Origin of the sequence: Streptomyces sp. NPDC051563, assembly GCF_044454225.1 — a bacterium.
Lineage (GTDB): Bacteria > Actinomycetota > Actinomycetes > Streptomycetales > Streptomycetaceae > Streptomyces.
The window spans coordinates 39,774-62,830 of the sequence record NZ_JBITDL010000033.1 but is presented as its reverse complement, the minus strand read 5'-3'; the positions used below and the strand labels follow the sequence as shown (position 1 = coordinate 62,830).

At 71.9% G+C, this 23,057-nt stretch carries 23 protein-coding genes and 1 tRNA gene; 8 read left to right on the top strand and 16 right to left on the bottom strand.

Translation table 11 applies throughout. From position 1 onward, the window contains the following. Positions 1-14: 14 nt before the first annotated feature. The 5 genes from ACIA8F_RS31685 to ACIA8F_RS31665 form a co-directional block, all read right to left on the bottom strand. Complete coding sequence (locus ACIA8F_RS31685) at positions 15-1,289, bottom strand: ABC transporter substrate-binding protein (RefSeq protein ID WP_399383957.1); 1,275 nt, start codon at positions 1,287-1,289, stop codon at positions 15-17. 144 nt (positions 1,290-1,433) lie between these two features. Then, positions 1,434-3,257, bottom strand: coding sequence for an AMP-dependent synthetase/ligase (locus tag ACIA8F_RS31680; RefSeq protein WP_399383955.1), 1,824 nt, complete (start codon positions 3,255-3,257; stop codon positions 1,434-1,436). A gap of 110 nt (positions 3,258-3,367) precedes the next feature. After that, positions 3,368-4,015 (bottom strand): NADPH-dependent F420 reductase, encoded by a 648-nt coding sequence (locus ACIA8F_RS31675; protein ID WP_399383953.1) that lies wholly within the window; start codon positions 4,013-4,015, stop codon positions 3,368-3,370. A gap of 135 nt (positions 4,016-4,150) precedes the next feature. Continuing rightward, positions 4,151-4,279: a hypothetical protein gene (locus ACIA8F_RS31670; protein ID WP_399383951.1), complete on the bottom strand. Its 129-nt coding sequence runs from the start codon at positions 4,277-4,279 to the stop codon at positions 4,151-4,153. Between the two features lie 217 nt (positions 4,280-4,496). Further along, on the bottom strand, positions 4,497-5,348 hold the full coding sequence (locus tag ACIA8F_RS31665) for a LysR substrate-binding domain-containing protein (RefSeq protein ID WP_399383949.1): 852 nt from the start codon (positions 5,346-5,348) through the stop codon (positions 4,497-4,499). Positions 5,349-5,493: 145 nt separating this feature from the next. On the opposite strand from ACIA8F_RS31665, the gene ACIA8F_RS31660 reads away from it, so the two are divergent. From ACIA8F_RS31660 to ACIA8F_RS31650, 3 genes are all read left to right on the top strand, one after another. Beyond that, the gene (locus tag ACIA8F_RS31660; RefSeq protein WP_399384023.1) at positions 5,494-6,567 is read left to right on the top strand and encodes a bile acid:sodium symporter family protein; all 1,074 of its coding nucleotides are present in this window, start codon (positions 5,494-5,496) and stop codon (positions 6,565-6,567) included. Positions 6,568-6,576: 9 nt separating this feature from the next. Next, positions 6,577-7,008 carry a (2Fe-2S) ferredoxin domain-containing protein gene (locus ACIA8F_RS31655; protein ID WP_399383947.1) on the top strand — a complete coding sequence of 144 codons (432 nt, stop codon included), beginning with the start codon at positions 6,577-6,579 and terminating at the stop codon, positions 7,006-7,008. A 127-nt stretch (positions 7,009-7,135) separates the two neighbouring features. Next, a complete protein-coding gene (locus ACIA8F_RS31650) occupies positions 7,136-7,411 on the top strand; it encodes a hypothetical protein (RefSeq protein ID WP_399383945.1) in 276 nt (91 codons plus the stop codon). A gap of 75 nt (positions 7,412-7,486) precedes the next feature. Here ACIA8F_RS31650 and fdhD read toward each other — a convergent pair whose 3' ends face one another. After that, positions 7,487-8,320 carry a formate dehydrogenase accessory sulfurtransferase FdhD gene (fdhD, locus tag ACIA8F_RS31645; RefSeq protein ID WP_399383943.1) on the bottom strand — a complete coding sequence of 278 codons (834 nt, stop codon included), beginning with the start codon at positions 8,318-8,320 and terminating at the stop codon, positions 7,487-7,489. A 205-nt stretch (positions 8,321-8,525) separates the two neighbouring features. Between fdhD and ACIA8F_RS31640 the strand changes: the two genes are divergently transcribed. Then, entirely contained in the window at positions 8,526-9,467 is a 942-nt protein-coding gene (locus ACIA8F_RS31640) for a beta-ketoacyl-ACP synthase III (RefSeq protein WP_399383941.1), read from the top strand. Here the strand turns inward: ACIA8F_RS31640 and ACIA8F_RS31635 are convergent. Continuing rightward, a complete protein-coding gene (locus ACIA8F_RS31635) occupies positions 9,454-10,704 on the bottom strand; it encodes a low temperature requirement protein A (protein ID WP_399383939.1) in 1,251 nt (416 codons plus the stop codon). The genes ACIA8F_RS31640 and ACIA8F_RS31635 overlap by 14 nt on opposite strands. A gap of 292 nt (positions 10,705-10,996) precedes the next feature. Between ACIA8F_RS31635 and ACIA8F_RS31630 the strand changes: the two genes are divergently transcribed. Beyond that, a tRNA-Leu gene (locus tag ACIA8F_RS31630) sits at positions 10,997-11,081 on the top strand. 174 nt (positions 11,082-11,255) lie between these two features. Next, complete coding sequence (locus ACIA8F_RS31625; protein ID WP_399383938.1) at positions 11,256-11,666, top strand: DUF4440 domain-containing protein; 411 nt, start codon at positions 11,256-11,258, stop codon at positions 11,664-11,666. A 90-nt stretch (positions 11,667-11,756) separates the two neighbouring features. On the opposite strand, the gene ACIA8F_RS31620 is transcribed toward ACIA8F_RS31625, so the two are convergent. The 7 genes from ACIA8F_RS31620 to ACIA8F_RS31590 all read right to left on the bottom strand — a co-directional run bounded on the left by ACIA8F_RS31620 (position 11,757) and on the right by ACIA8F_RS31590 (position 19,545). After that, on the bottom strand, positions 11,757-12,899 hold the full coding sequence (locus ACIA8F_RS31620; RefSeq protein WP_399383936.1) for an agmatine/peptidylarginine deiminase: 1,143 nt from the start codon (positions 12,897-12,899) through the stop codon (positions 11,757-11,759). Positions 12,900-12,976: 77 nt separating this feature from the next. After that, positions 12,977-13,828 carry an ABC transporter ATP-binding protein gene (locus ACIA8F_RS31615; protein ID WP_399383934.1) on the bottom strand — a complete coding sequence of 284 codons (852 nt, stop codon included), beginning with the start codon at positions 13,826-13,828 and terminating at the stop codon, positions 12,977-12,979. After that, positions 13,825-14,889, bottom strand: coding sequence for an ABC transporter ATP-binding protein (locus ACIA8F_RS31610; protein ID WP_399383932.1), 1,065 nt, complete (start codon positions 14,887-14,889; stop codon positions 13,825-13,827). The genes ACIA8F_RS31615 and ACIA8F_RS31610 overlap by 4 nt, the downstream gene beginning before the upstream one ends. Further along, entirely contained in the window at positions 14,886-15,740 is an 855-nt protein-coding gene (locus tag ACIA8F_RS31605; RefSeq protein ID WP_399383930.1) for an ABC transporter permease, read from the bottom strand. Before ACIA8F_RS31605 ends, ACIA8F_RS31610 begins: the two co-directional genes overlap by 4 nt. Next, positions 15,737-16,696, bottom strand: a complete 960-nt coding sequence (locus ACIA8F_RS31600; RefSeq protein ID WP_399383928.1) for an ABC transporter permease — start codon at positions 16,694-16,696, stop codon at positions 15,737-15,739. Before ACIA8F_RS31600 ends, ACIA8F_RS31605 begins: the two co-directional genes overlap by 4 nt. Continuing rightward, positions 16,693-18,417 carry an ABC transporter substrate-binding protein gene (locus ACIA8F_RS31595; protein WP_399383926.1) on the bottom strand — a complete coding sequence of 575 codons (1,725 nt, stop codon included), beginning with the start codon at positions 18,415-18,417 and terminating at the stop codon, positions 16,693-16,695. Before ACIA8F_RS31595 ends, ACIA8F_RS31600 begins: the two co-directional genes overlap by 4 nt. A 114-nt stretch (positions 18,418-18,531) precedes the next feature. Further along, positions 18,532-19,545, bottom strand: a complete 1,014-nt coding sequence (locus tag ACIA8F_RS31590; protein ID WP_399383925.1) for an agmatine/peptidylarginine deiminase — start codon at positions 19,543-19,545, stop codon at positions 18,532-18,534. 242 nt (positions 19,546-19,787) lie between these two features. Between ACIA8F_RS31590 and ACIA8F_RS31585 the strand changes: the two genes are divergently transcribed. Then, positions 19,788-20,360 carry a TetR/AcrR family transcriptional regulator gene (locus ACIA8F_RS31585; protein ID WP_399383924.1) on the top strand — a complete coding sequence of 191 codons (573 nt, stop codon included), beginning with the start codon at positions 19,788-19,790 and terminating at the stop codon, positions 20,358-20,360. 70 nt (positions 20,361-20,430) lie between these two features. Further along, positions 20,431-21,030: a GNAT family N-acetyltransferase gene (locus ACIA8F_RS31580; protein WP_399383922.1), complete on the top strand. Its 600-nt coding sequence runs from the start codon at positions 20,431-20,433 to the stop codon at positions 21,028-21,030. A 69-nt stretch (positions 21,031-21,099) separates the two neighbouring features. Here the strand turns inward: ACIA8F_RS31580 and ACIA8F_RS31575 are convergent, their stop codons facing one another. Both ACIA8F_RS31575 and ACIA8F_RS31570 read right to left on the bottom strand, forming a co-directional pair. Then, on the bottom strand, positions 21,100-22,275 hold the full coding sequence (locus ACIA8F_RS31575; protein WP_399383921.1) for an agmatine/peptidylarginine deiminase: 1,176 nt from the start codon (positions 22,273-22,275) through the stop codon (positions 21,100-21,102). Between the two features lie 146 nt (positions 22,276-22,421). After that, a complete protein-coding gene (locus tag ACIA8F_RS31570) occupies positions 22,422-22,985 on the bottom strand; it encodes a TetR/AcrR family transcriptional regulator (RefSeq protein WP_399384022.1) in 564 nt (187 codons plus the stop codon). Between the last annotated feature and the right edge of the window lie 72 nt (positions 22,986-23,057).

Sequence of the window (23,057 nt, the reverse complement as noted above, 5' to 3'; positions counted from 1 at the left end):
CGTTTCCCGCGCCCCTACTTGAAGGGGATGGGCTCGTGGCACTTGAACGGTACGGAGACCTCGTACGCGCCGTTCTTCAGCTGGACGAGCGCCCCGCAGCCGAAGCTGTCCTTCTGGCCCTTGGGCTCGGCGCGGTCGCCGACGAGCGTGCCGGTGTCGGAGAAGCCCTGTGCGGCGGCCTGGAAGGATTCGACGGTCAGGTCCTTGCCGGCCTTCTGCGCGATGGACACGAAGAGGTCGGCCGACATGTATCCCGTCATCATGTGCATGTTGAGGGGGATGTCCTGCCCGCCGTTGGCGGCCTTGATGTCGGCCTTGAACTGGGCCATCTTCGGGTCCGTGGACTCGAAGGGCTCGAACTGCAGCAGGACGTGCACCCCGTCGAGGGCCATCTTGGTGGCGTCCTTGGCGAGCAGACCCGGGTCGTAGTCGGTCGGGTCGGAGAGCAGGCCCTTGTACCCGCTGCGCTTGAGCGAGGTGAACAGCCCGATGTTGTTGGGGGTCTGCATGACGGAGACGACCGCGTCCGGGGCCTTGCCGCCGTTGCTCTCCAGGATCTCCTTGACGTACGCCGACCAGTCGCTCGGCACGGCGGTGCCCGGCACCGAGGCCTTGGCGTAGGAGACCTTGAACCCGGCGCTGGTGAAGCCCTGCTGGAAGGTGCGCACGCCGAACTTCCCCGCGTCGCTGTCGTTGGCGATGATCGCGACCGACTTGCCCGCGGCGCCGCCGAGGACCTGGCCGATGCCCTCGGGCCAGGTCTGGTTGATGGTGCCGCCGGGGGTGGGGACGAGGCAGCCGTTGAACCCGTAGATGTACTTGGGGCCGCAGAAGGAGGGGAGCGTGCCCCAGCCGAAGGTGGGCACCTTCTCCTGCTCCAGGAAGTCGGCGCCGCTGAAGGTGACCGAGCTCATGGGGGAGACCGCGAACACCTTGTCCTGCTGGACTAGTTTGCGGGCCGCCGCCAGGTTCTTGGCGGGGTCCTGCCCGTCGTCCTCGGCCCCGATGTAGTCGATCTTGCGGCCGTTGATCCCGCCCTCGGCGTTGGCTCTCGCGTAGCGGGCCTTCGCGCCGAGGTCGGTGTCCTTCTTGCTGTAGCCGCTGGCGCTGGTCATCGACACGATGCCGCCGACCTTGATCGAGCCGGCGCTCACCCCGCGGGAGTTGCCGGCGGCTCCCGGCTTGGCGGGACCGACGTCTTTGGAGGTGGAGTTGGAGGCGGAGTTGCAGGCGGAGACGAGCGCGAGCGCTGCCGCCGCGGCGGCCAGGGTGCGGATCGGTCGCAACATGTGTGGATCCCCTCCGGTCGGAATCCCCGCATTCTGTGCGCGACCTGACGCATCGTCAATATCAACGACAAGTAAAGTGACGGCCCGTCAGGTAACGGTTCGGACCGCTGCTGTGATCGCGCCGGGCCGGGCCGGCGGAGCCCGTCAGGACCGGTAGAGGGCCGCCACCTCCTTGGCGTAGGCCTTCTCTATGGCCCGCCGCTTCAGCTTCAGCGAGGGCGTCAGCAGCCCCCGCTCCTCCGAGAACTGCTCGCCCAGGATGCGGAACGTGCGGATCGACTCGGCCTGGGAGACCAGGGTGTTGGCCGCCACCACCGACCGGCGGACCTCCGCCGTCAGATCGGGGTCGAGCAGCAGCTCCGCCGCCGGGAGCCGGGGGCGGCCGCGCATCGCCAGCCAGTGCGCGACCCCCTCCATGTCCAGGGTGAGCAGGGCCGCGATGTACGGCCGGTCGTTGCCCACCAGGACGCACTGGGAGACCAGCGGATGCGAGCGGACCCGCTCCTCCAGGGCGGCCGGCGCCACGCTCTTGCCGTTGGAGGTCACCAGGATCTCCTTCTTGCGCCCCGTGATCGTGAGGTATCCGTCCGCGTCGAGGCGCCCCAGGTCCCCGGTCGCCAGCCAGCCGTCCCGCAGGACGGCCTCCGTGGCCTGCGGGTCGTTGAGGTACCCGGAGAAGACGTGGGCGCCGTGCAGCCAGATCTCCCCGTCGCCGGCGATGTGCACCGTACCGCCGGGGATCGGCCGCCCGACCGTGCCGTACTTGATGGCCCCCGGCGGGTTCGCCGTGGCCGCCGCGCAGGACTCCGTCAGCCCGTAGCCCTCGAAGACCGTCACCCCGGCGCCGTCGAAGAACAGCCCCAGCCGGCGCGACATCGCGGAGCCGCCCGACATCGCGTACCGCACCCTGCCGCCCAGCGCCTCGCGCACCTTCCCGTACACCAGCTTCTCGAAGAGCTGGTGCTCCATGCGCAGCTTCGCCGAGGGCCCGGGCCCGATGCCGAACGCCTTCTGCTCGCGCGCCTCCGCGTACCGCACGGCCGTGTCCACGGCCCGGTCGAAGGGCCCCGTCCGGCCCTCGGTCTCGGCCTTGCGGCGGGCGGCGGCGAACACCTTCTCGAAGACGTACGGCACCCCGAGCACGAACGTCGGCCGGAACGCGGCCAGGTCCGGCAGCAGTTCGGCCGCCGCCAGCACCGGCTGGTGCCCGAGCTTCACCCGGGCGCGGACCGCCGCCACCTCCACCATCCGCCCGAAGACGTGGGCGAGCGGCAGGAAGAGCAGGGTGGACGGCTGGTCACCGGGCCGGGCCCGGAAGACGGACTCCCAGCGGGTCACCATCGTGTCCGCCTCGAACATGAAATTGCCGTGGGTCAGCACACAGCCCTTGGGGCGGCCGGTGGTGCCCGAGGTGTAGATGACGGTGGCCGTCGCATCGGGCGTCACGGCGCCGCGGTGGCGGTGCACGACGTCCTCGGCGACCTGGAGCCCGTCCCGGACGAGCTCGTCCACGGCGCCCGCGTCCAACTGCCACAGCCGGCGCAGCCGCGGCAGCCGCTCGATCACCGAGCCGACGGTCATGGCCTGGTTCTCGTCCTCCACCACGCAGGCCGTGCACCCGGAGTCGTACAGGATCCAGTGCACCTGCTCTGCGGAGGACGAGGGGTAGACCGGGACCGGCTGGGCGCCGATCGCCCACAGGGCGAAGTCGAAGAGCGTCCACTCGTACCGGGTACGGGACATGATCGCGACCCGGTCCCCGAAGCGGATGCCCTGCGCCAGCAGCCCCTTGGCGAGCCCGAGCACCTCGGACGCCAGCTCGGCCGAGGTCACGTCCCCCCAGACCCCGTCCGACTTGCGGCCGAGCACCACCCGGCCGGGGTCCTCGCGGGCGTGCAGGAAGACGGCATCGGCCAGGCCGCCGACGGGGGAGCCCGTGACGACCGGGGGGACGGTGATCTCGTGCAAGGCCCGCTCCTCTCCGTACGGCGCGGCGACGCTATCCCACGCCCACCCGCCGGTGATCACGGAAGGAAGACCTCCACAAGACCTCCCCAGCGGGCCGTCCGGGACCCGGCCTAGGCCGTGACCACGGAAAGGTTGAAGTCCACCGGGCCGAGCACCCCGTACAGGCGCAGCCAGAGCGCCATCAGCGCCTCGGTGGCGCGGGCGCTCGACAGGTCGCCGAGATCGGTGATCTGGCCGGGCGCCCAGCCGAAGGAACGCAGGAGCACGGTGGTCTCGGCCTTCGCGTCGGCGTCGTCGCCGCTCACGAACACGGTGTGGTGGCCCGGCACCCGGCTCGGCTCGACCATCACCGCGTTGTTCATGGTGTTGAGCGTCTTCACGATCCGCGCCTCGGGGAACGCCTTCTGGAGCTGTTCGGCGATGCTGTGCCCGTCCGGGGTGACCACCTTGGGCGGGAACCCCTCCGAGAAGTCCAGCGCGTTGGAGACGTCCACGACGGTCTTCCCGCGGAGGTTGCCGGCTCCGGCGGCCTCCAGCACCGCGAGCGAGACCAGCCCGCCGGTCGCGTTGACGACGAGCTCGGCGCGGGCGGCGGCATCGGCGAAGGTTCCGTGGCCCCCGCCCGTCAGGGCGGCCCACGCGGCGGCATCGGCGTTGTCCGCCGTACGGGACCCCATCGTCACCTCGTGCCCGACCTCAACCAGCTTCCCCGCCAGCCGCTGCCCGACCTCGCCCGTCCCCAGCACCGCGATCTTCATGTACGTCCCCCTGCTCGTTCTGTTCGTTCCGTACGAACTCCCGCCGCACCAAGACTGGTTGGCGTACGGAGACCCTAAGCGCACGCCGCCCCGAACGGCGGCACATCCGGACCGCCGGGCGTTCGAGTCCCCAGGTCAGGAGAGTTGAGGGGCGACCTCGGCCGCGATCCACTCCATCGCCTCGCCGAGGTGCCCGGCCGCGACGGGCAGCCACAGCGTGCAGACACCGAGCCCCGCCTCCGCCAGCCGCCCCAGGCCGTCCACGACGCTCGCCGCGGTGGGCGCGGCGCCCCCGAGGGGCCGCCCCGGCGGCGTGACGGCCGCGGGAATCCCGGGCGGGGTGAGGAACGCCGCCGAGGCGAGGACCGGACTTCGCCCCGCAGGGCCGGGGCGTCGCGCGGGCGGCGGGGTTTGCGGTGGTGTGGGGGCAGGCCGGGCGCGCCGCTGCCCGTGGGGGTGTGGCGCGCCCGGGGGGTCCTCGCTACACCGCCCGCGTGAGCCGGTCCGCGCCCGACAGGATCGCTCCGGCCAGGGCCTCCGCGGCGGCGGAGCCGCGGGGGCCCCGCACGAGGGCGAACTCGACCGGACCGAGGTCCGGGAGGCCGCTCACGCGGACCAGGCCCGGCGGGATCAGCCCGCGGGTGTGGGCCATCACGCCCAGCCCCGCCCGGGCCGCCGCGATCAGGCCGCTCAGGCTGCCGCTGGTGCAGGCGATCCGCCACGGCCGCCCGTCCGCCTGCAACACGTCCAGCGCCCGCGCCCGGGTGATGCCCGGCGGCGGGAAGACGATCAGCGGAACCGGCCGGTCCGGGTCCACCCGCAGGCCCTCCGCTCCGATCCACACCATCCGGTCCCGCCACACCAGCCGGCCCCGCTCGTCGCCGTCCCCGCGCCGCTTGGCGAGCACGAGGTCCAGGCGCCCCGCGTCCAGCCGTTCGTGCAGGGTCCCCGACAGCTCCACGGACAGCTCCAGCTCCACCTCGGGGTGTTCGTGCCGGAAGGCCTCCAGGATCTCCGGCAGCCGGGTCAGCACGAAGTCCTCCGAGGCGCCGAAGCGCAGCCGGCCTCGGATCCGTGTCCCCGAGAAGAAGGCGGCGGCGCGCTCGTGCGCCTCCAGGATCGAGCGGGCGAAACCGAGCAGCGCCTCACCGTCCTCGGTGAGTTCCACGCTGTGCGTATCGCGCAGGAAGAGGGGCCGGCCCGTGGCCTCCTCCAGCCGGCGCACGTGCTGGCTGACGGTGGACTGGCGGACGCCGAGCCGGGCGGCGGCCTGCGTGAAGCTCAGGGTCTGGGCGACGGTCAGGAAGGTGCGCAGCTGAACGGGGTCGTACACGCGCCCCATCCTAGTCGCTGTCATCACGATTCACGATGACAGTGAGAGCGGTGTACGGGATTCCCGATCACCGTCCCGCCCCCGAAAATGGAGAGGAGTCCGCCCCGGACCGCCCTCCCGCCGACCTCAACAAGTGAGCATCCCCATGCGCCGCCCGTACCTCCCCGCCTGGCTCCCCGTGGACCCGTTCATCATGGGTCTGCTCGCCACCGTCGGCCTCGCCGCCCTGCTGCCCGCCCGCGGCGCGGCCGCCTCCGTGGCCGAGGCCGCCTCCACCGCGGCGGTGGCCCTGCTGTTCTTCCTCTACGGCGCCCGGCTCTCCACCCGCGAGGCCCTCGACGGCATGCGGCACTGGCGGCTCCACCTCACCGTGCTCGCCTCCACCTTCCTCCTCTTCCCCCTCCTGGGACTCGCCGCGCACGCACTGGTCCCCGGCGTGCTCACACCGCCCCTCTACAGCGGCCTGCTCTTCCTCTGCCTGGTCCCCTCGACCATCCAGTCCTCCATCGCCTTCACCTCGATCGCCCGCGGCAACGTCCCCGCCGCGATCTGCGCGGGCTCCTTCTCCAGCCTCATCGGCATCTTCCTGACCCCCCTCCTCGCGGCCGGCCTGCTCGGCGGCAGCGCGGGCGGCTTCTCCCTCGACTCGCTGGTGAAGATCGTCCTCCAGCTGCTCCTGCCCTTCCTCCTCGGCCAGGCCCTGCGCCGCTGGGTCGGCGGCTTCCTCGTCCGCAACAAGAAGGTCCTCGGCTACGTGGACCGCGGCTCGATCCTGCTCGTCGTCTACACCGCCTTCAGCGCGGGCATGGTCGCCGGGATCTGGCACCAGGTCAGCCTCCCGCGCCTCGGCGGGCTGATGGCCGTGGAAGCGGTCATCCTCGCGGTGATGCTGGCGGCCACCTGGTACGGGGCCAAGCGCCTCGGATTCCCCCGCGAGGACCGGATCGCCATCCAGTTCGCGGGGTCGAAGAAGAGCCTGGCCGCCGGACTCCCCATGGCCAGCGTGCTGTTCGGGGCGCAGGCCAGCCTCGCCGTGCTGCCGCTGATGCTCTTCCACCAGATGCAGCTGATGGTCTGCGCGGTCCTGGCCCGCCGCCGCGCCCGCGACCCGCAGGCCCCGCAGGCCCCGCAGCAGGCCCCGGAGCGGCCCGAACGCGCCGCAGAGCATGTGGCGGAGGTCTCGCGCACCCCTCAACACCCGGTCCCGCAGGCCCGGTAACGTGCGGCGGTGACCTGGATACGCCCGCTCTCCGCCCATGCCCCGCGCCCCTGCACCCTGGTGGTCTGCCGGGGCTGCTGCTGCGGCGACCCCCGCAAGAACCCCGGCACCGACCACGCGGGACAGCTGGCCCGGCTGACCGAGGCCGCGGCGGCCTCCGACGGGCGCCTGGCCGTCCGTACGACCGACTGCCTCGGGCCCTGCGCCCAGGCCAACGTCATCGTGGTCCAGCCCACCACCGAAGCCCGGCGCCGGGGCGCCCGTGCGGTGTGGTTCGGCTGGGCCCTGGACGACACGGCCACCGACGAGATCATCGCCTGGGCCGAGGCGGGCGGCCCCGGAGCGACCCCGCTCCCGGCGACCCTCGACCTCCACCGCATCGATCCCCCGGAGCCGAAGCCGGCCGAGCCCGCCTCCCGCCGCAGCCGCCGCAAGCGCTGATCGGGGCGCCGTAAGGAGGCGGGGGGTGCGGGGGCGGAAGGCGTTAGAGCGAGGAAATGTCCGGTTCTTCTAGGTTCTGGGTGTCAGCAAGAAACCCCGAGACACTCGAACCACCAGGGAGCCCCTCATGAAGCTCAACAAGCGCATCGCCGCCGCCTCCGCCGCCGCCCTGCTCGCGACCCTCGCCCTCGGCGGAGCCGCCAACGCCGCGGACAACGGCGGCAACGGCGCCGCCGACGGCAGCGGATCCTCCTACAGCCACACGATCGACGCCCCGAAGGGCACCCCGCACGTGGCCGCGAAGAAGATCGAGCCCGCCTCCAAGGACAACCCCCACAGCCAGACCGTCGAGGCCCCGGTGGGCACCGAGCACACCGGCGCGGGCCGCCTGGCCGACAAGTAGCCCGCACGGGCAGGGGCGGGCCGGGCAGGGGCGGGCCGGGCGGGGGCAGACCCCGTCCCCGCCCCCGCCCGCGGCTCACGCCGTCAGGTCGATCCGCTCCTCGCCCGCGTAGATGTTCATGTCCCCGCCCCGCAGGAAGCCGACCAGCGTCAGCCCCGACTCCAGCGCGAGGTCCACCGCGAGCGAGGACGGGGCGGATACGGCCGCCAGCACGGGGATGCCGGCCATCACGGCCTTCTGCGCCAGCTCGAAGGAGGCCCGCCCGGACACCAGCAGGACCGAGCCCGCCAGCGGCAGCCGCCCGGCCTGCAGCGCCCGCCCGACGATCTTGTCCACCGCGTTGTGCCGGCCGACGTCCTCCCGTACGTCGATCAGCTCGCCCCCCGCCGAGAACAGCCCGGCGCCGTGCAGGGCGCCCGTGCGGTCGAAGACCTTCTGCTCCGCGCGCAGCCGGTCCGGCAGCTCCCCGAGGAGCCGCGCGCTCACCCGTACGGGATCCGCGGCGAGCCCCGGGAAGCGGGTCGCGGTGCGCACCGCGTCCAGACTGGCCTTCCCGCACAGGCCGCAGGAGGAGGTGGTGTAGACGTTCCGCTCCAGCGTGATGTCGGGCACCGGAACTCCGGCGGCGAGCTGGACGTTCACCACGTTGTAGGTGTTCGTTCCGTCCTCGGCGGCGCCCTCGCAGTAGGTCACGGCCCGGACGTCCGCAGCCGAGGCGAGCACGCCCTCGCTGGCGAGGAAGCCCACGGCCAGCGCGAAATCGTCACCGGGCGTGCGCATCGTGATGGCCAGCGGCTTGCCGTTCAGCCGTATCTCCAGCGGCTCTTCGGCCACCAGGGTGTCCGCCCGGGCCCCCGCCACGCCATTCCGGATCCGGACGACGCGACGGCGTTCGGTGACCCGTCCCATGTGATCAGTCCACCTGTTCTGTCCTCGTCGAACTCCTGGAGGACCCATTCTCCCGGATCCGCTTCCGCGCCCCTCCCCGGCTGGAAGACCCTCGGGAAGCTCCAAATTCCGGGCACTGAATCCTGTCGGGTCACGCGCCCTTGTACCCATCAGTAGCAGGCAAAGCTGGTACATCCTGACTGCCTTACAAGGGGGGACCCCGCCCATGACCGGTTCACGCGTGGTGGCGCTAGGGCACTACCAGCCTTCGAAGGTGCTCACCAATGAGGACCTCGCCGCCATGGTGGACACCAACGACGAGTGGATCCGCTCCCGCGTCGGGATCAAGACCCGGCACATGGCCGGACCCGACGAGCCGGTCGACGAGCTGGCCTACCAGGCCGCGGGCAAGGCGCTCGCGAGTGCCGGTCTGACCCCGGACGACATCGACCTCGTCCTCGTCGCCACCTCCACCGCGATCGACCGTTCCCCCAACATGGCCGCCCGCGTCGCGGCCAAGCTCGGCATGGGCTCCAGCCCCGCCGTGATGGACATCAACGTCGTCTGCTCGGGCTTCACCCACGCCCTGGCCACCGCGGACCACGCCATCCGGGCCGGCGCCGCCACCCGGGCCCTGGTCATCGGGGCGGACAAGATGACCGAGATCACCGACTGGAGCGACCGCACCACCTGCGTCCTGACCGGCGACGGCGCCGGCGCGGCCGTGGTCGAGGCCTGCGAGGAGCCCGGCATCGGCCCCGTCCTGTGGGGCTCGGTGCCCTCGATGGGCAACGCGGTCCGCATCGAGGGAACGCCGCCGGTCTTCGCCCAGGAGGGCCAGTCCGTCTACCGCTGGACCACCAGCCAGCTCCCCCCGCTCGCACGCAAGGTCTGCGAGAAGACCGGGATCACCCCCGAGGACCTGGCCGCGGTCGTCCTCCACCAGGCGAACCTGCGGATCATCGAGCCGCTCGCCGCGAAGATCGGCGCCGTCAACGCCGTCGTCGCCCGCGATGTCGTCGACTCCGGCAACACCTCGGCCGCCTCGATCCCGATGGCCCTGTCCAAGCTGGTCGAGCGCGGCGAGATCCCCTCGGGCGCGCCCGTCCTCCTCTTCGGCTTCGGCGGCAACCTCTCCTACGCCGGCCAGGTCATCAGCTGCCCGTAACCCCCGGCCCGGAGCCCGCGGCGGTGCCCGTCACGGGCCGGGCCGCGGGCTCGTCCGCGGATGTGGCCGCCGGCCCGCCCGCGGGCCCGGACCCGGCCGGGGCCGCACCGGCCCCCGCGCTGCGGGACTCCGCCGCCAGCGCGGCCACGAGCACCACCACCAGCGCGGTCAGCTGCCAGACCGCGCCGATCCGCAGGCCCGCCGCGGCGGTCGCCAGTACGGGCACCACCGCGAGCGCCCGGAACCGTACCGGCCGGATCCCCAGCACCAGCCGGAAGGCGACGTCCCCGGCCAGATAGCAGGCCACCCCGCCCGCGAGCGCGAGGGCGGGCCCGGCCGGAAGCTGCTCGCCCAGGTGCCCGATGCTCTTCTTCACGCCCGCCGAGAAGGCGGCGATGCCCAGCAGCATGGGGATGAAGCAGTAGTAGTACGCGCGCAGCGCCAGCTTGAAACGCCGGTCCGGAGGGCAGCTCGCGAAGACGTGCTCCGCGCGGCCCTCGTCGCGCACGAAGTACATCCACCACAGCGTCGCCCCGACGGCCAGCGTCAGGAACGCGCCGACGACGATCCCGAAGGTCGGCGGGAGCGAGCCCACACCGATGCCGACCGCGATGATCGACTCGCCGAACACGATGATCAGCAGCAGCCCGTGCCGTTCGACGAAGTGCGCGGCGCCGATCCCGCCGAGCTGCTCCTCGATGGTCGTCCCCTCGGCGGCGTCGGCTCCGGAGGCCGCCGCCCGCCGCGAGATGGCGGGCGTGACGAACTGGAACAGCAGCGCCAGGCCCCACAGGCCCAGGGCCTGCGCCCCGTCGAACAGCCCGGCGGCCGTCACCGACAGCGCCGACAGCGCGTTCGGCAGCGCGAACCACAGCACCCCGCGCCCGTGGGCCTGGCTGTACAGGGCGCTGTGCATGATCACGACGACCAGGTAGCCGAGCCCGAAGGCGACCCCGCCGTCGCCGAAGGCCGTCGGCACGGCCAGGGCGCACACCAGGAACGCCCCCATGGCGAGCAGGATCAGCAAGCGGCGCACGGGCCGGTCGGGCGGTACCTGGTTGGTCAGGTAGGCGTAGCCGCCGTACATCCAGAACAGCACCGTGAAGATCAGCAGCACCCGTCCCGCACCGCGGAGGGTGAGGTCGTCCGCGAGCAGCACCGTCAGCTGGGTGATGGTGAAGACGAAGACGAGGTCGAAGAAGAGCTCCAGCGTGCTGACGCGGTGCTCGGATTCCATATGCGATTCCCCCCAGGACTCGAACGTGCGGCGCCCATCCGATCGCCCCGGCCCGCCCGTGTCCAGCCGGTACCAGCATCCGGGAGCCCCTGCGCCGCGGAGAGCGCGCGCACCGCGCGTCCCAGCCGGGCGAGACACCGCGTCTCGCCCGGCCGGTGCACCCGCCCCCGGACATGCCCGCAGGTCAGCGCGGCGCGTCGGACCCGGCCCGGGTGAAATACCTGGTCGGAACCCCGCCGAACCTTTGCTATTGTTGTCCATGTCGCCGCGGGAAACCGGGGCCGACCACCTGGTCCGGGTGGCGGAATGGCAGACGCGCTAGCTTGAGGTGCTAGTGCCCTTTATCGGGCGTGGGGGTTCAAGTCCCCCCTCGGACACAAAGGCCGCAAGGCAGGACAGAGCCGGTCAAAGTGACATCACGTCGCTTTGACCGGCTCTTTCGTCGTACCCGGACCCGCCCGGCCGAGCGCTCAGCGCTCCGCGGGCCATTGCCCTCGCGCCGGGCGGTAGGCGAAGATCGGCCGGGAATCTTCGCCCTCGGGAGGGAATGCGTGTCCGAAGTCAAGGCCGAGCTGGACCGGTTGATGAGCATCTTCCTCGGCGCCTTCACCAACGCCGACGGCGGGCGGCCGGATCTGGACGCCGTCCGCGAGGTGTTCATCCCCCAGGGGATGATCATCAAGAACATCGGGGGCGACCCGGTGATCTACGACCTCGACGGGTTCATCGAGCCGCGGCTGAAGATCCTCACCGACGGCACGCTGACGGAGTTCCGCGAGTGGGAGGTCGCCGAACGGACCGAGGTCTTCGGTTCGATCGCACACCGGTTCAGCCAGTACCGCAAGTCCGGTTACCTCGACGGCACGTGGTTCGAGGGCACCGGCCACAAGACCACCCAGTACGTCCGGACCCCCGACGGCTGGCGGATGAGCGCGATGGCCTGGGACGACGTCGCTCCCTAGGAGGCAGAGCCGTGGCGCCCCCGCGGCGCGGCCCGTGAAACGATCCGGCCCCCCGCGGACAGCGGGGGGCCGGACCTGTGGAGGGAGCGGTTACGCGACCGGCTGCTGCTGGGTCACGCAGTGGATGCCGCCACCGCCGCCGCCCAGGCTGTCGATGTTCAGCTGGACCACGACCCGGCCGGGGAAGAGCTGCTGGAGGGTGGCCTTGGCCGCGGCGTCGGCGCGGGTGTCGCCGAACTGCGAGGAGATCACCGCACCGTTGCACACGTAGTAGTTGGCGTACGAGCCCACGAAGTCGGGGTTCGTGGAGCGGATCTTGTCGTAGTCGGGGCCCTGGAGCTTGGTGACCGCGATCGGGCTGCCCTGGGCGCTGGTGGAGGTGGACAGGATCTGGAACTGATCGCGCGCGTCCTTGGCCCAGACGTCGTTGTCGCTCGCGAGCGGCAACTGGACCAGCCCCCGGCCCGGTTCGAGGAACCGGGACGTGGCGTCGACGTGGTCGTCGGTGATGTCCTGGCCGGTTATCCCCTTGAACCAGATCACCTTGGAGGCGCCGTAGGCGGCGCACAGGGACGCCTCCAGCTGCGCCTGGCTCGTGTTGGGGTTGCGGTTGGAGTTGATGAGGGAACTGCGGGTGGCCATGAGCGTGCCGGCGCCGTCCGTCTCCACCGAGCCGCCCTCCCCGACGTACGAGGCGGTGCTGAACGCCACCCCGGCGTAGGCGGCGACGCGGCTTGCCACCAGGGCGTCCTTGGCGTGGCTCTGCTTGTTGCCCCAGCCGTTGAAGTTGGTGCCGAACGCGTCGATCCCGCCCGCCCCGTTGGTGCGGAACACCGGGCCGCTGTCACGGATCCAGCAGTCGTCGACGGGGATCGAGCTGATCACGGTGACCGAGGTCCCGCACGCGCTCTTCGCCTTGGAGAGGCTCGCGGGATTGGCGAGCATCACGACCGGTTCGTACTTCGCGATGGTCTTGGCGATGAGCGCGATGTTCGCCTGCACCCCCGAGAGCTGGTTGCCCCAGATGGAGGTCCGGTCGGGCCACGCCATCCAGGTCCGGGTGTGCCGGACGGTCTCGCACGGTACGGCGAATGCCCCGGCAGCCGCGGCCGCCGGCCGGCCGGCCGCGAAGGCCTGCCCGCCGACCGACCCCAGAGCGGCGCCCGCGGCCGTGAGACCGGCCGCGGCCAGGAACCTTCGTCTGTCCAGCTTCCCTGCGATGTGCTCGTTCATCTCTGATCTCCGATCAGTGCTGCCTGGATGGGTGAGGAACCGCCGGGCCGTGGGAGCCGCCGCTCCCACGGCCCCCCTTACAGCGCGCGGCGCGCGGCGGCGATGCTCCGCGGATCCCACCCCGGGCGGGGTACGGACTCCAGGAGCAGGCGCGTGTAGGGGTGTTGGGGGTCGGCGAGCACCTGCTGGGTCGGCCCCGACTCGACGATCCGGCCGCTCCGCATGACGATCACGTCATCGGTCACGCAGCGCACGACGCCGAGGTCATGGGTGATGAACAGGTAGCCGATGCCGGTCTGTTCGCGGATGTCGAAGAGCAGGTTCAGGATCTGCGCCTGCACCGAGACGTCCAGCGCGGCCACCGCTTCGTCGAGGACGAGGACGGCCGGTTCCACCGCCAGCGCACGGGCGATCGCCACGCGCTGGCGCTGTCCTCCCGACAGCTGCCGGGGCAGTGCGTCGGCCTCGCGGGAGCCGAGGCCGACCTGGTCGAGCAGTTCGGTGATCCGGCGGGCGTGGTCGGCGCCGGGGAAGTGCAGGGCGAGGGTCTCCCGCAGGGCCGCGCCCACGGTGGTGCGCGGGTCCAGGGACAGGAAGGGGTCCTGGAAGACCATCTGGACCTCGCGGGCCCGAGCGAGCCGGCCCGCCTTGCCGCGCGCCGTGCCGTGCGCCCCGTCGCTGCGGTCGCGGCCGTGGATCAGCACCCGGCCCTCGTCCGCGCGTTCCAGACCCACCACGATGCGGGCCGTGGTCGTCTTGCCCGAACCGGATTCGCCGACGATGCCCAGCGAGCCGCCCTCGGCCAGCCGGAAGGACACGTCGTCCACGGCCCGGACGCTCCCGTAGGCCCGGTGCAGGCCCAGGACCTCCAGGACGGTCTTCGCCGTGCCCGCGAGGGGGCCGGCGCTCGTGCCGGTAGCGGTCGTCATCGGTGGAGTTCCTTCCGTTCCGTTCCCGCCCGTTCCTGTTCCCGTGCGCGTTCCTGCCCGGCGATCAGCTCGCCGTGGTGGCAGGAGGAGAGCCGGTGCGGCTGCCCGGCGACCGGGAGCAGGGCCGGAGCCTCCCGGGTGCACACCTCGGTCGCGAGCACGCAGCGCGCGGCGAAGGGGCATCCCGTCAGTTCCTCCCGCAGGCTCGGCGGCCGGCCCTCGATCGCGGCGAGCCGCCCGCGGGGCGCGTCCAGGCGGGGGGTGGAGTCCAGCAGCGCCGCCGTGTACGGGTGGCGGGGCCGGGCGAACAGCTCGGCGGCCGGGCCCGTTTCCACGATCCGGCCCGCGTACATCACGTACACCCGGTCGCTGATCGCGGCGGCGAGGCCGAGGTCGTGGGTGACGAACAGCAGCCCCGTCCCGAAGCGTTCGCGCAGATCGCCCAGGAGGCCGATCACCTCGGCCTGGGTGGTGACGTCCAGTGCCGTGGTGGGTTCGTCGGCGAGGATCAGGGCCGGGTCGCCCATCAGCGCGGCGGCGATCACCACCCGCTGGAGCATGCCGCCGGACAACTGCCCGGGATACTTGCGCAGGGCGTCCGCGGTGAGGCCGACGGCCTCCAGCATGGCCACCGCCCGCTCCTCGGCGACCGCCTTGCTCGCCTTGGCGTTCAGCCGCAGGCTCTCGGTGAGGAAGTCGCCGACGCGGCGCATCGGATTGACCGCCGCCCGGGGGTCCTGGAAGACCATGGCCGCCGTGCTGGTGCGCAGGACGCGCAACCGGCCCGGTGACATGGTGAGCACGTCGTCTCCGGCGACCCGTACCTCGCCCTCGGTACGGGCCCCTTCGGGGAGCAGCCGCAGCACGCTGCGCGAGGTCAGGCTCTTGCCCGAGCCGGACTCGCCGACCAGGGCCACGGTCTCCCGGGCGCCCACGGTGAGCCCGACCCCGTCCAGGACGGGCCGGACGGCCCCCGGCAGGTGCAGTCGCAGGCCCTCGATCTCGAGGGTGTTCGGCAGGGGCGGCGCGGTCGGCGCCGGCTGCGTGGTCGGCATGGTCATCGGGACCTCCCGGCTACCTTGTCGGCCCAGGTTTCGCCGACGACGTTGAAGGCGACCACGGTCAGCACGATGGCCGCGCACGGCACGATCGCGGAGAGCGGATAGCCGGCCTGGATGGCGGCGTTGCCGTCGAAGACCATGCGGCCCCAGTCGGGGGTCAGGGCCGGTACGCCCAGCCCGAGGAAGGCGAGGCCCGCCAGGTCCATCAGGGCGTAGCCGAAGTTGATCGCGGACTGCGCGAGGACGACGGGCATGACGGCGGGGACCACGTGGCGCAGGCAGATCTGCGCCCCCGAGTGTCCCTGCACGCGGTACGCCTCCACGTACGGGCGGGCGCGCTCGGCGAGCACGAGGGAGCGGGTCAGCCGGCTGACGTAGGGCAGGTACGCGATGGCCAGGGCGATGACGGGGGCGAGCAGGCCCTCGCCGTAGACCGAGACGATCAGGATGGCCAGCAGCATGCCGGGGAAGGCGAAGACCAGCTCGGTGCTGCGCGACAGGACCGAGTCCAGCCAGCCGCCCCGCCAGGCGGCGGCGGTGCCGATCGCCACGCCGGCCACGGTGGAGAAGACGACCACGCCGAGCGGGCCGAGGAGCGAGGTACGGGCTCCGAGGACCAGCCGGGAGAAGGTGTCGCGCCCGGAGGCGTCGACGCCGAGCAGGTGATCGCCGGAGGGGCCCGCGAGGGCGTTGGCCAGGTCGACCGCGTTGGGATCGTAGGGCGCGATCCAGGGGGCCAGCACCGCGAGGAGGACGACGAGGGTGACGAACCCCGTACAGAACAGGGAGAGGGGGGCGCGGGAGGTCCGGAGCCGGGCGAGGCCCGGCCGGCGCACCAGGACGGAGCTCACGAGGCCTTCTTCGCTGAGCCGAGGGTGACCCGGGGATCGACCAGCGGATGGAGCAGGTCGACGACGAGGTTCACCGTCATGAACAGCGCGACCATGATGAGGGAGATGGCCTGCACGGTGGGGAAGTCCTTGGTGGTGGTGGAGAGTTCGAGGAGCTGGCCGATGCCGCCCACGCTGAACGCGGACTCCACCAGGACGGTGCAGACCAGCAGGGTGGAGACGATGAGCCCGCCGGTGGTGAGCACGGTGCCCAGGGCGTTGCGGAAGACGTGCCGCCGGATGACCTGGCTCGCGGACACGCCCCGGCTGCGGGCGACCGTGACGTGCTCCTGGCCGAGGACTTCGAGCATCGCGGCCCGGGTGACCCGGGCGAGCATGCCGATCAGGTAGAGCGCCAGGGCGACGGCGGGCAGGGTCAGGTGCCAGAGCATCCCCCCGAACCCCTCGCCGGCCCCGCCGGTGGGGAACCAGCCCAGCTTCACGGCGAACAGGCCCTGCAGCAGGACCGCCGCGACGAAGGACGGGGTGCCGATGGCGACGGTGGTCGTCACCAGGATCGCGGAGTCGGCGGCCCCGCCGCGGACGGCGCCGATCCAGCCCAGGAGCAGTCCGAACACGAGGACCAGGACGAGCGCCATCGACATCAGCATCAGGGTGTTGGGCAGCCGGTCCGCGAGCAGCCGCGACACGTCCGTGCGGTAGGTGATCGAGCGGCCGAAGTCGCCCTGGACCACCTGGCCGAGCCAGTTCAGGTACCGCACGGCGAAGGGGTCGTTCAGGTGGTAGTGCTCGTTGATCGCCTGCAGTGCCTCCGGGGAGGCCGAGCGGCCGCCCAGGAGGAAGCTCGCCGGATTGCCCGGAGCCAGGTACAGCGCGCCGAAGATCACGAAGGAGGCGCCGAGCAGGGTGGCGGCCATTTCGGCCAGCCGCCGTACGGCGAAGCGCAGGAAGTTCATCGCGCGGCCGCCCCGATGTCCGCGGCCCACGGGTAGTAGAGGTAGGAGATGGTGGTGGGCGCGCCGGTGATCCGCTTGTTCAGGAAGACCGCGGTAGGCCATTCGGCGACCGGGATCCACAGGACCTGGTCGGAGGCCTTCTTCTGGAGCTCGGCGGCCGCGGAGAACCGCTTGGCCGGATCGGACTCGGCCCGGGCCTTCTCGGCCAGCGCGTCGTAGGCCTCGTCGCTGTAGCCGGCGTAGTTCTGGTAGGCCCCGGTCTGGAAGTTGCTCAGCATGTCCATCGGGTCGGTGATGGAGTCGTAGTACGTCTCCGGGAACATGTCGATGCCCTCGCGCGCGGCGGGGTCGGTGAACAGCGAGGTGAAGGCGTTGGGGGCGATGGTCTTCAGCTGGACCTTCAGGCCGATCTTGGTGCCGGCGTCCTGAACCGCGGTGGCCAGCACCGAGACGTCCTGGCCGATCGAACTCGTGGCCACGGTCAGCGTCTTGCCGGTGGCGCCGGCCTCCTCGATCATCCGCTTGGCCGCCTCGACGTTCTGGTCGGGGGAGGGCAGGGTGTCGAAGGCGGACGCGCGGACGGCGGCGGGCGCCCCGGCCCAGATCGCCTTGGTGGTGAGCGCGCTGGTCACGGTGCCCGCCCCGCCCAGGCCCGCCTTGACGAAGCCGCGGCGGTCCAGGGCCAGGGACAGGGCCCGGCGGACGCGGACGTCGCCGAGCGCACCCTTCATGCTGGTCACGTTGACGTTGACGGTGCTGAGTCCTTCGCCGAAGTAGAGCGTGCCGGCGCCGCTCGCGCGCAGCCGGTCGTAGCTCTCGGTGGGGATCAGGTAGCCGCCGTCGGCCTCGCCGCTCAGCATGGCGTTCGTGCGGGCGGAGGCGTCGGTGAGGAAGGTGAAGACCGCCTTCGCGGACTTGGCCTTGGTGCCCCAGTAGCCGTCGAAGCGCTGGAGCTCGATGGACTGGCCCTTGTTCCAGGTGCCGAGCTTGAAGGGGCCGGTGCAGTCCAGGCTGCCGGTGGTGCCGTAGTCCTCGCCCGCCTTCTCCACCCCGGCCTTGGAGGCCACGACGCCGGCGGCGGTCGCCATGTACTGGGGGAACTGGGAGTCGGGCTGCTTCAGCTTGACGGTCACCTGGAGCGGGCCGGTCTTGGTGACGGCCTCGACGTTGGAGAAGTTGCTGTTCCAGGCGGCCCCGTTCGCCGGGTCCATCTGACGGCCCAGGCTGTAGACCACGTCGTCGGCGCTCATCGTGCCGCCGTCGTGGAAATGCACGCCCGCGCGCAGGTCGTAGACCCAGGTCAGGTCATTGGGGTTGGTGGCCTTCTCGGCCAGCCCCGGAGCCATGGTGAGCTGCGGGGTCCACCGCATCAGGCTTTCGCAGACGTTCGACAGGATCGTGTTCGCCGGGTAGTCGAAGGCCGATATGTAGTCCAGCGTCGGCGGTTCCGCGTACACGGCCCAGGTGAACGAGTCGATCTCACCCGCGGCGGCGGGGGTGCCGGCGGACAGCTTGAAGGCCGTGTCCTTCCCGCTCCCGCCGCCCTTGGGCGGGCCGGCGCAGGCGGCGACCAGGCCCAGGGCGGCCAGCGCGGCGACGGGCAGCGCGTACCGGCGGGCGGGGGAGCGGCGGGCGGCGGGGGCGCCGCCGGAGGCGGTGCGGCCGGCGGAGGCGGTGCCGGCGGACCTGGCGGCTCTGGACCAGGGAAGGGATCTGGGCATCGGTGCTCTCTCTTCCATGCGGGGCGGGGAGGTACGGGCGGGCGGCGCGCGGATCGAGGAGGGGAGGCTCGGGAGCGGGCCGCCGGCCCGGGCACGGCGAAGGGGGCGAGCCGGTCAGGCGGTGCGGCCGGCGGCGGGGATCTGCTGGGTGATGCAGTGCACGCCGCCACCGCCGTACGCGATCACGCGCGAGCGGACTCCGACGACCTTGCGGCCGGGCAGCGCGGACGCGATGACGGCGAGGGCGCCCTCGTCCTCGGTGGTGCCGGCGATCGGGACGACGACCCCGCCGTTGGCGATGTAGAAGTTCAGGTAGCCGACCTCGGTCTCCTTGCCGTCCACCTCGACGAGGTTGCTCTGCGGCAGGTCGATGATCGTGAAGGGGCGGCCGGCGGCGTCGAGGGACCCCTCCAGGACGGCGCGGTTGACGCGCATGCGCTCGTAGTCGGGGTGCGCGGGATCGCTCGGGAGCTGGACGACGACGGTGGCGGGGGCGACGAAGGCGCAGACGCCGTCCACGTGCCCGTCGGTCTCCGTGTCCAGCAGACCGCCGTACGGCAGCCAGATGACCTTGGTGACGCCGAGGCGGGCGATCAGCTCCGCCTCGATCTCCTCCTTGGTCATGTCGGGGTTGCGGTTCGGGTGCAGCAGACACTGCTCGGTGGTGATCAGCGTGCCCTCGCCGTCGACCGTGATCGCGCCGCCTTCGAGGATCATCCCGGAGTCGATGCGGTCCACGTTCAGATGCGCCAGCAGGGCCGCGGCGATCTTGTCGTCGGTGTCGTAGGGGAAGTGCTTGCCGCCCCAGGCGTTGAAGCGGAAGTCCACGCCCGCCCGCCGGCCGTCCTGTCCGAGCACGAAGATCGGCCCGGAATCCCGGAACCAGGAGTCGTCGATCGGAAGCTCGATCACCTCGACGCCCTCACCGCACAGTGCGCGGGCCTCGTCGCCGCTGCCGGGCAGCGCGACCATGGTGACCGGCTCGAATTCCGCGATCGCACCGGCGACCTGGGCGTACTCGACCTTGACCTCGTCGAAGACCTCGCCCCACAGCTCCTGCCGGGTCGGCCACGCCATCAGGCAGCCCTCGTGGTCCGTCCACTCGGCCGGCATGCGGAAACTGGTCATGATCCACTCCTGTTTGAAAATTCAGTCAGCGTTCGTAAGGGGTGTTCGCATCGTCCATCAAACTGAAAATTCAGTCAATGGTTCTGGCCAGGCTGATGCGGAATCGGTCACACCGCGTATCGAGCGGGGTGGTGCGGGGCCCCTGAACCGGCATGATCACGGCTTTCCCGCCGAAACGGGCGCCTGATGTTACGGTCAGGAAAAGCCCCAGGTGACGGAGTCGACGGGTAGAGTGACCCTTCGTGTCAGACCGTCGAACGGAAATACTCAGAGCCGCCACGCGAGTGATCGCGCGCCGCGGCGTGCGCGGGCTCCGGGTGGGGGAGCTCGCCGCCGAAGCGGGCGTGTCCACCTCGCTGATCTACTACCACTTCACCGACCGCGCCGGGATCCTGCGCCGCACGCTGGAGTTCATCAGCGACCGCGCCGATCGGTACACGGCCGAGCGCGAGGACGGCTCGGACGATCCCGAGAGCCCCCGTGACGAGCTCAAGCGGACCCTGCTCCTCGAACTCCAGGAAACCCCGGAGGTGCGGGAGAACAGCACCGCCTGGGGCGAGCTGCGGGCCAGCGCCGTATTCGATCCCGACCTGCGCGAGGACGTGGCCAAGGCCACGCACAGCTGGGTCCACGAGATCTCCTACCTCCTCGCCCAGGCCCACCCCGCCGGCACGGCGCCCCAGCACGCGGCCGCCGCCGAGCGCCTGACGGCCCTCCTCGAAGGCCTCAGCGTCCGGTGGCTGAGCGGCTCGCTGCCCCTGGAGCACGCACGCCGGCTCATGTCCGACGCGATCGACGGGGAACTGGCCGCTTAAGGAGCGCCATGCCGATCGGGCCGGGCCAGCGGCGCACAAGATCCGAAAGAGACCCCCTAGGCTGCCGGACATGGATCGGGAGACGGGCGGCGCGGCCGCCGGAGCGGTGGTCGTCGACGCCCTGGAGCTGGTGTCCGACCCGGAAGGGGCAGCCCGGTTCGCCGGGGCGGCGCACCGGATCCTGGCCGAGCTCGTCGCCGGGGGCGCCGCGCTGGGCTGGGTCGAACCGCCCGGGCGGGACGAGGTGGCGGAGCTCCTCGACGGGGTCCTGGCCGCCGTACGGACCGGGGACGCGGCCCTGCGCGCCGCCTGCCTCGGAGACCGGCTCGTCGGCCTCGGCTACTGGCAGCGCTACGCCCGCCCCACCCACCGGCCGCACGCGGACCTGGAGAAGCTCGCCGTCGCCGCGCAGGCCCACGGACTCGGGCTAGGCCGGGCACTGGCCGCGGCTCTCGTCGAGGACGCCCGCAGGGCCGGCATCGAGGTCCTCACGCTGGATGCGCGGGGCGACAACACCCGGGCCCTGCGGCTCTACTCCTCCCTCGGGTTCACCGAGTACGGGCGACTGCCCCGCTTCGTCGCGGTCGGCGAACGCCGCTACGACAAGGTGCTCTGCATGCTGGACCTCCGCCCGCAGGTCCCGGGGGACGCGCCCTCCGGCGTCGCTTAGCGGGGGTCCGGTCGGTCCTGCCGGTGCCGGGGGCTTCGGCAGGACCGGCAGGACGTGCAACGGCGGTGCCTACGCGCGCGGTTCGGCCATCGTGGAGCAGTGGATGCCACCGCCGCCGGCCATCAGGCGGTCGACGTCGAGCTGCACCACGGTCCGGCCGGGGAACGCGGCCGCCAGCGCCTGCTTGGCCGCCGCGTCCTTCGCGGAGTCCCCGAACTGGGCCGTGATGACAGCCCCGTTGACCACGTGGAAGTTCATGTACGAGTCGACGAACTCGGCGTTCTTCGAGCGCGTGGTGTCGGGGCCGTCGACCTTGATGACGGTCAGCCGCCGGCCCCGGGCGTCCGTGGCGGCGGAGAGGATGGCGAACTGCTCGCGGGCATCGCGCGCCCAGGCGTCGTCGCGTCCCGCGGGCGGCACCTGGACCATCACCACACCGGGCCGGACGAAGCGCGAGGTCACGTCGATGTGGTCGTCGGTGATGTCCTTGCCCTTGATGCCGGGCACCCAGATCATCTTGTCGGCGCCGTACGCGTACAGAACGGCCTCCTCGACCTCGGCACGGCTCCAGCCCCGGTTGCGGTTCTTGTTGACGAGGCTGCTCTCCGTGGCCATCACGGTGCCGTCGCCGTCGGTTTCGATCGCCCCGCCCTCGCCGACGAAGTCCGTCTTGCTGAAGGGGAGATGGGCCTCGTAGGCGACGCTCTCCGCTACGTGGGCGTCGTAGGAGTGGGCCTGCTTGTTGCCCCAGTCGTTGAAGTTCAGGCCGATCGCGTCGAGCCCGCCGCGGCCGTCCCGGCGGAAGACCGGGGCGATGTCGCGCATCCAGAGGTCGTCGGTGCCGATGGCGGTGGTCACGGTCACGCCCGGGCCGCACCAGGAGCGGGCGGTGGCGGCCGTCGAGGAGTCCGGTGCGCACATCACGACGGGCTCGTAGCGCGCGATCGTCTTCGCGATCAGCGCGATGTCCTCCTGGACCCCGGTCAGCGCGCGGCCGCCCCAGATCGAGGAGCGGGAGGGCCAGGACATCCACGTACGGGTGTGGGGAACGTCGTCGAGGTCCACCCGCCAGCGCTGCACCGCCGGGCTCGGCGCACGCAGCGCCCCCGGAGCCGCGGCGGCCGCGGTGCCGAGCGCGACGCCTGCCGCGCCGAGTCCGGCCGCCCCGAGGACGCGTCGTCGGGAGGGGGTGGAGCCGAAGAAACGGCCGAGGAGCGAGCGGCTGTCGTCGGGGGATTCGTGCATCGGTGAGCCTCCGGAGCAGGTGGGGTGCCGAGAGCGGCCATGGCGGGAACTCTGTCACTGACTGAAAATTCAGTCAAGGCGCGGGCCGTGCGTGCCCCCTGGGGGAGGAGGGGTGTCTGGTGAAACTGCCTTACGAGACCTGCGGCTCAGGCGGCGTCGCGGGCGAGGCGGTCCAGCTCGGCGCCGATGGAGGACACCATCAACTCACGGGCGTGCGCGAGCGGCAGGCTGCCGCTGAGCCAGCGCGAGCTCAGCCCCTCGACCAGGGCGGTCAGCCGCTCGGCGGCGCCGGTGAGGGTGGCGGCCGGGGCCATCGGGTGGACCTGCCCGAGCAGCTCGCTCACCTCCAGGATCCACACCCGGGTGGCGCCGGCAAGGTCTTCCCGCAGGTCGGGGTCGAACACGGCGCTGGCCCGGAGCTCGCCCCAGGCGGTGCTGTTCTCCCGGACCGCGGGGTCGTCCTGGAACTCCAGCAGCAGCGTCTGCTCCAGCTCGCCCAGGGCGTCGAGCACCGGATCGGCGGGGTCCCGCTCCGCGGTGTACCGGCCGGCGCGGTCGTTGATGAACTCCAGGGTGGCGCGGAGGATCCCCGCGCGGTCCTTGAAGTGGTAGTAGATCAGGGCCGTGGACACGCCTGCCTCGGCGGCGAGCTCCTCCACGCGCAGGCCGCGGACGCCGCGCCGGGCGATGACCCGCGCGGCGCCTTCCATGATTGCCGTTCGACGATCAGCCACGGTCCGACACCTTACCCGGAGGGCCGGGCGGCACGCGTGGACGGGTGA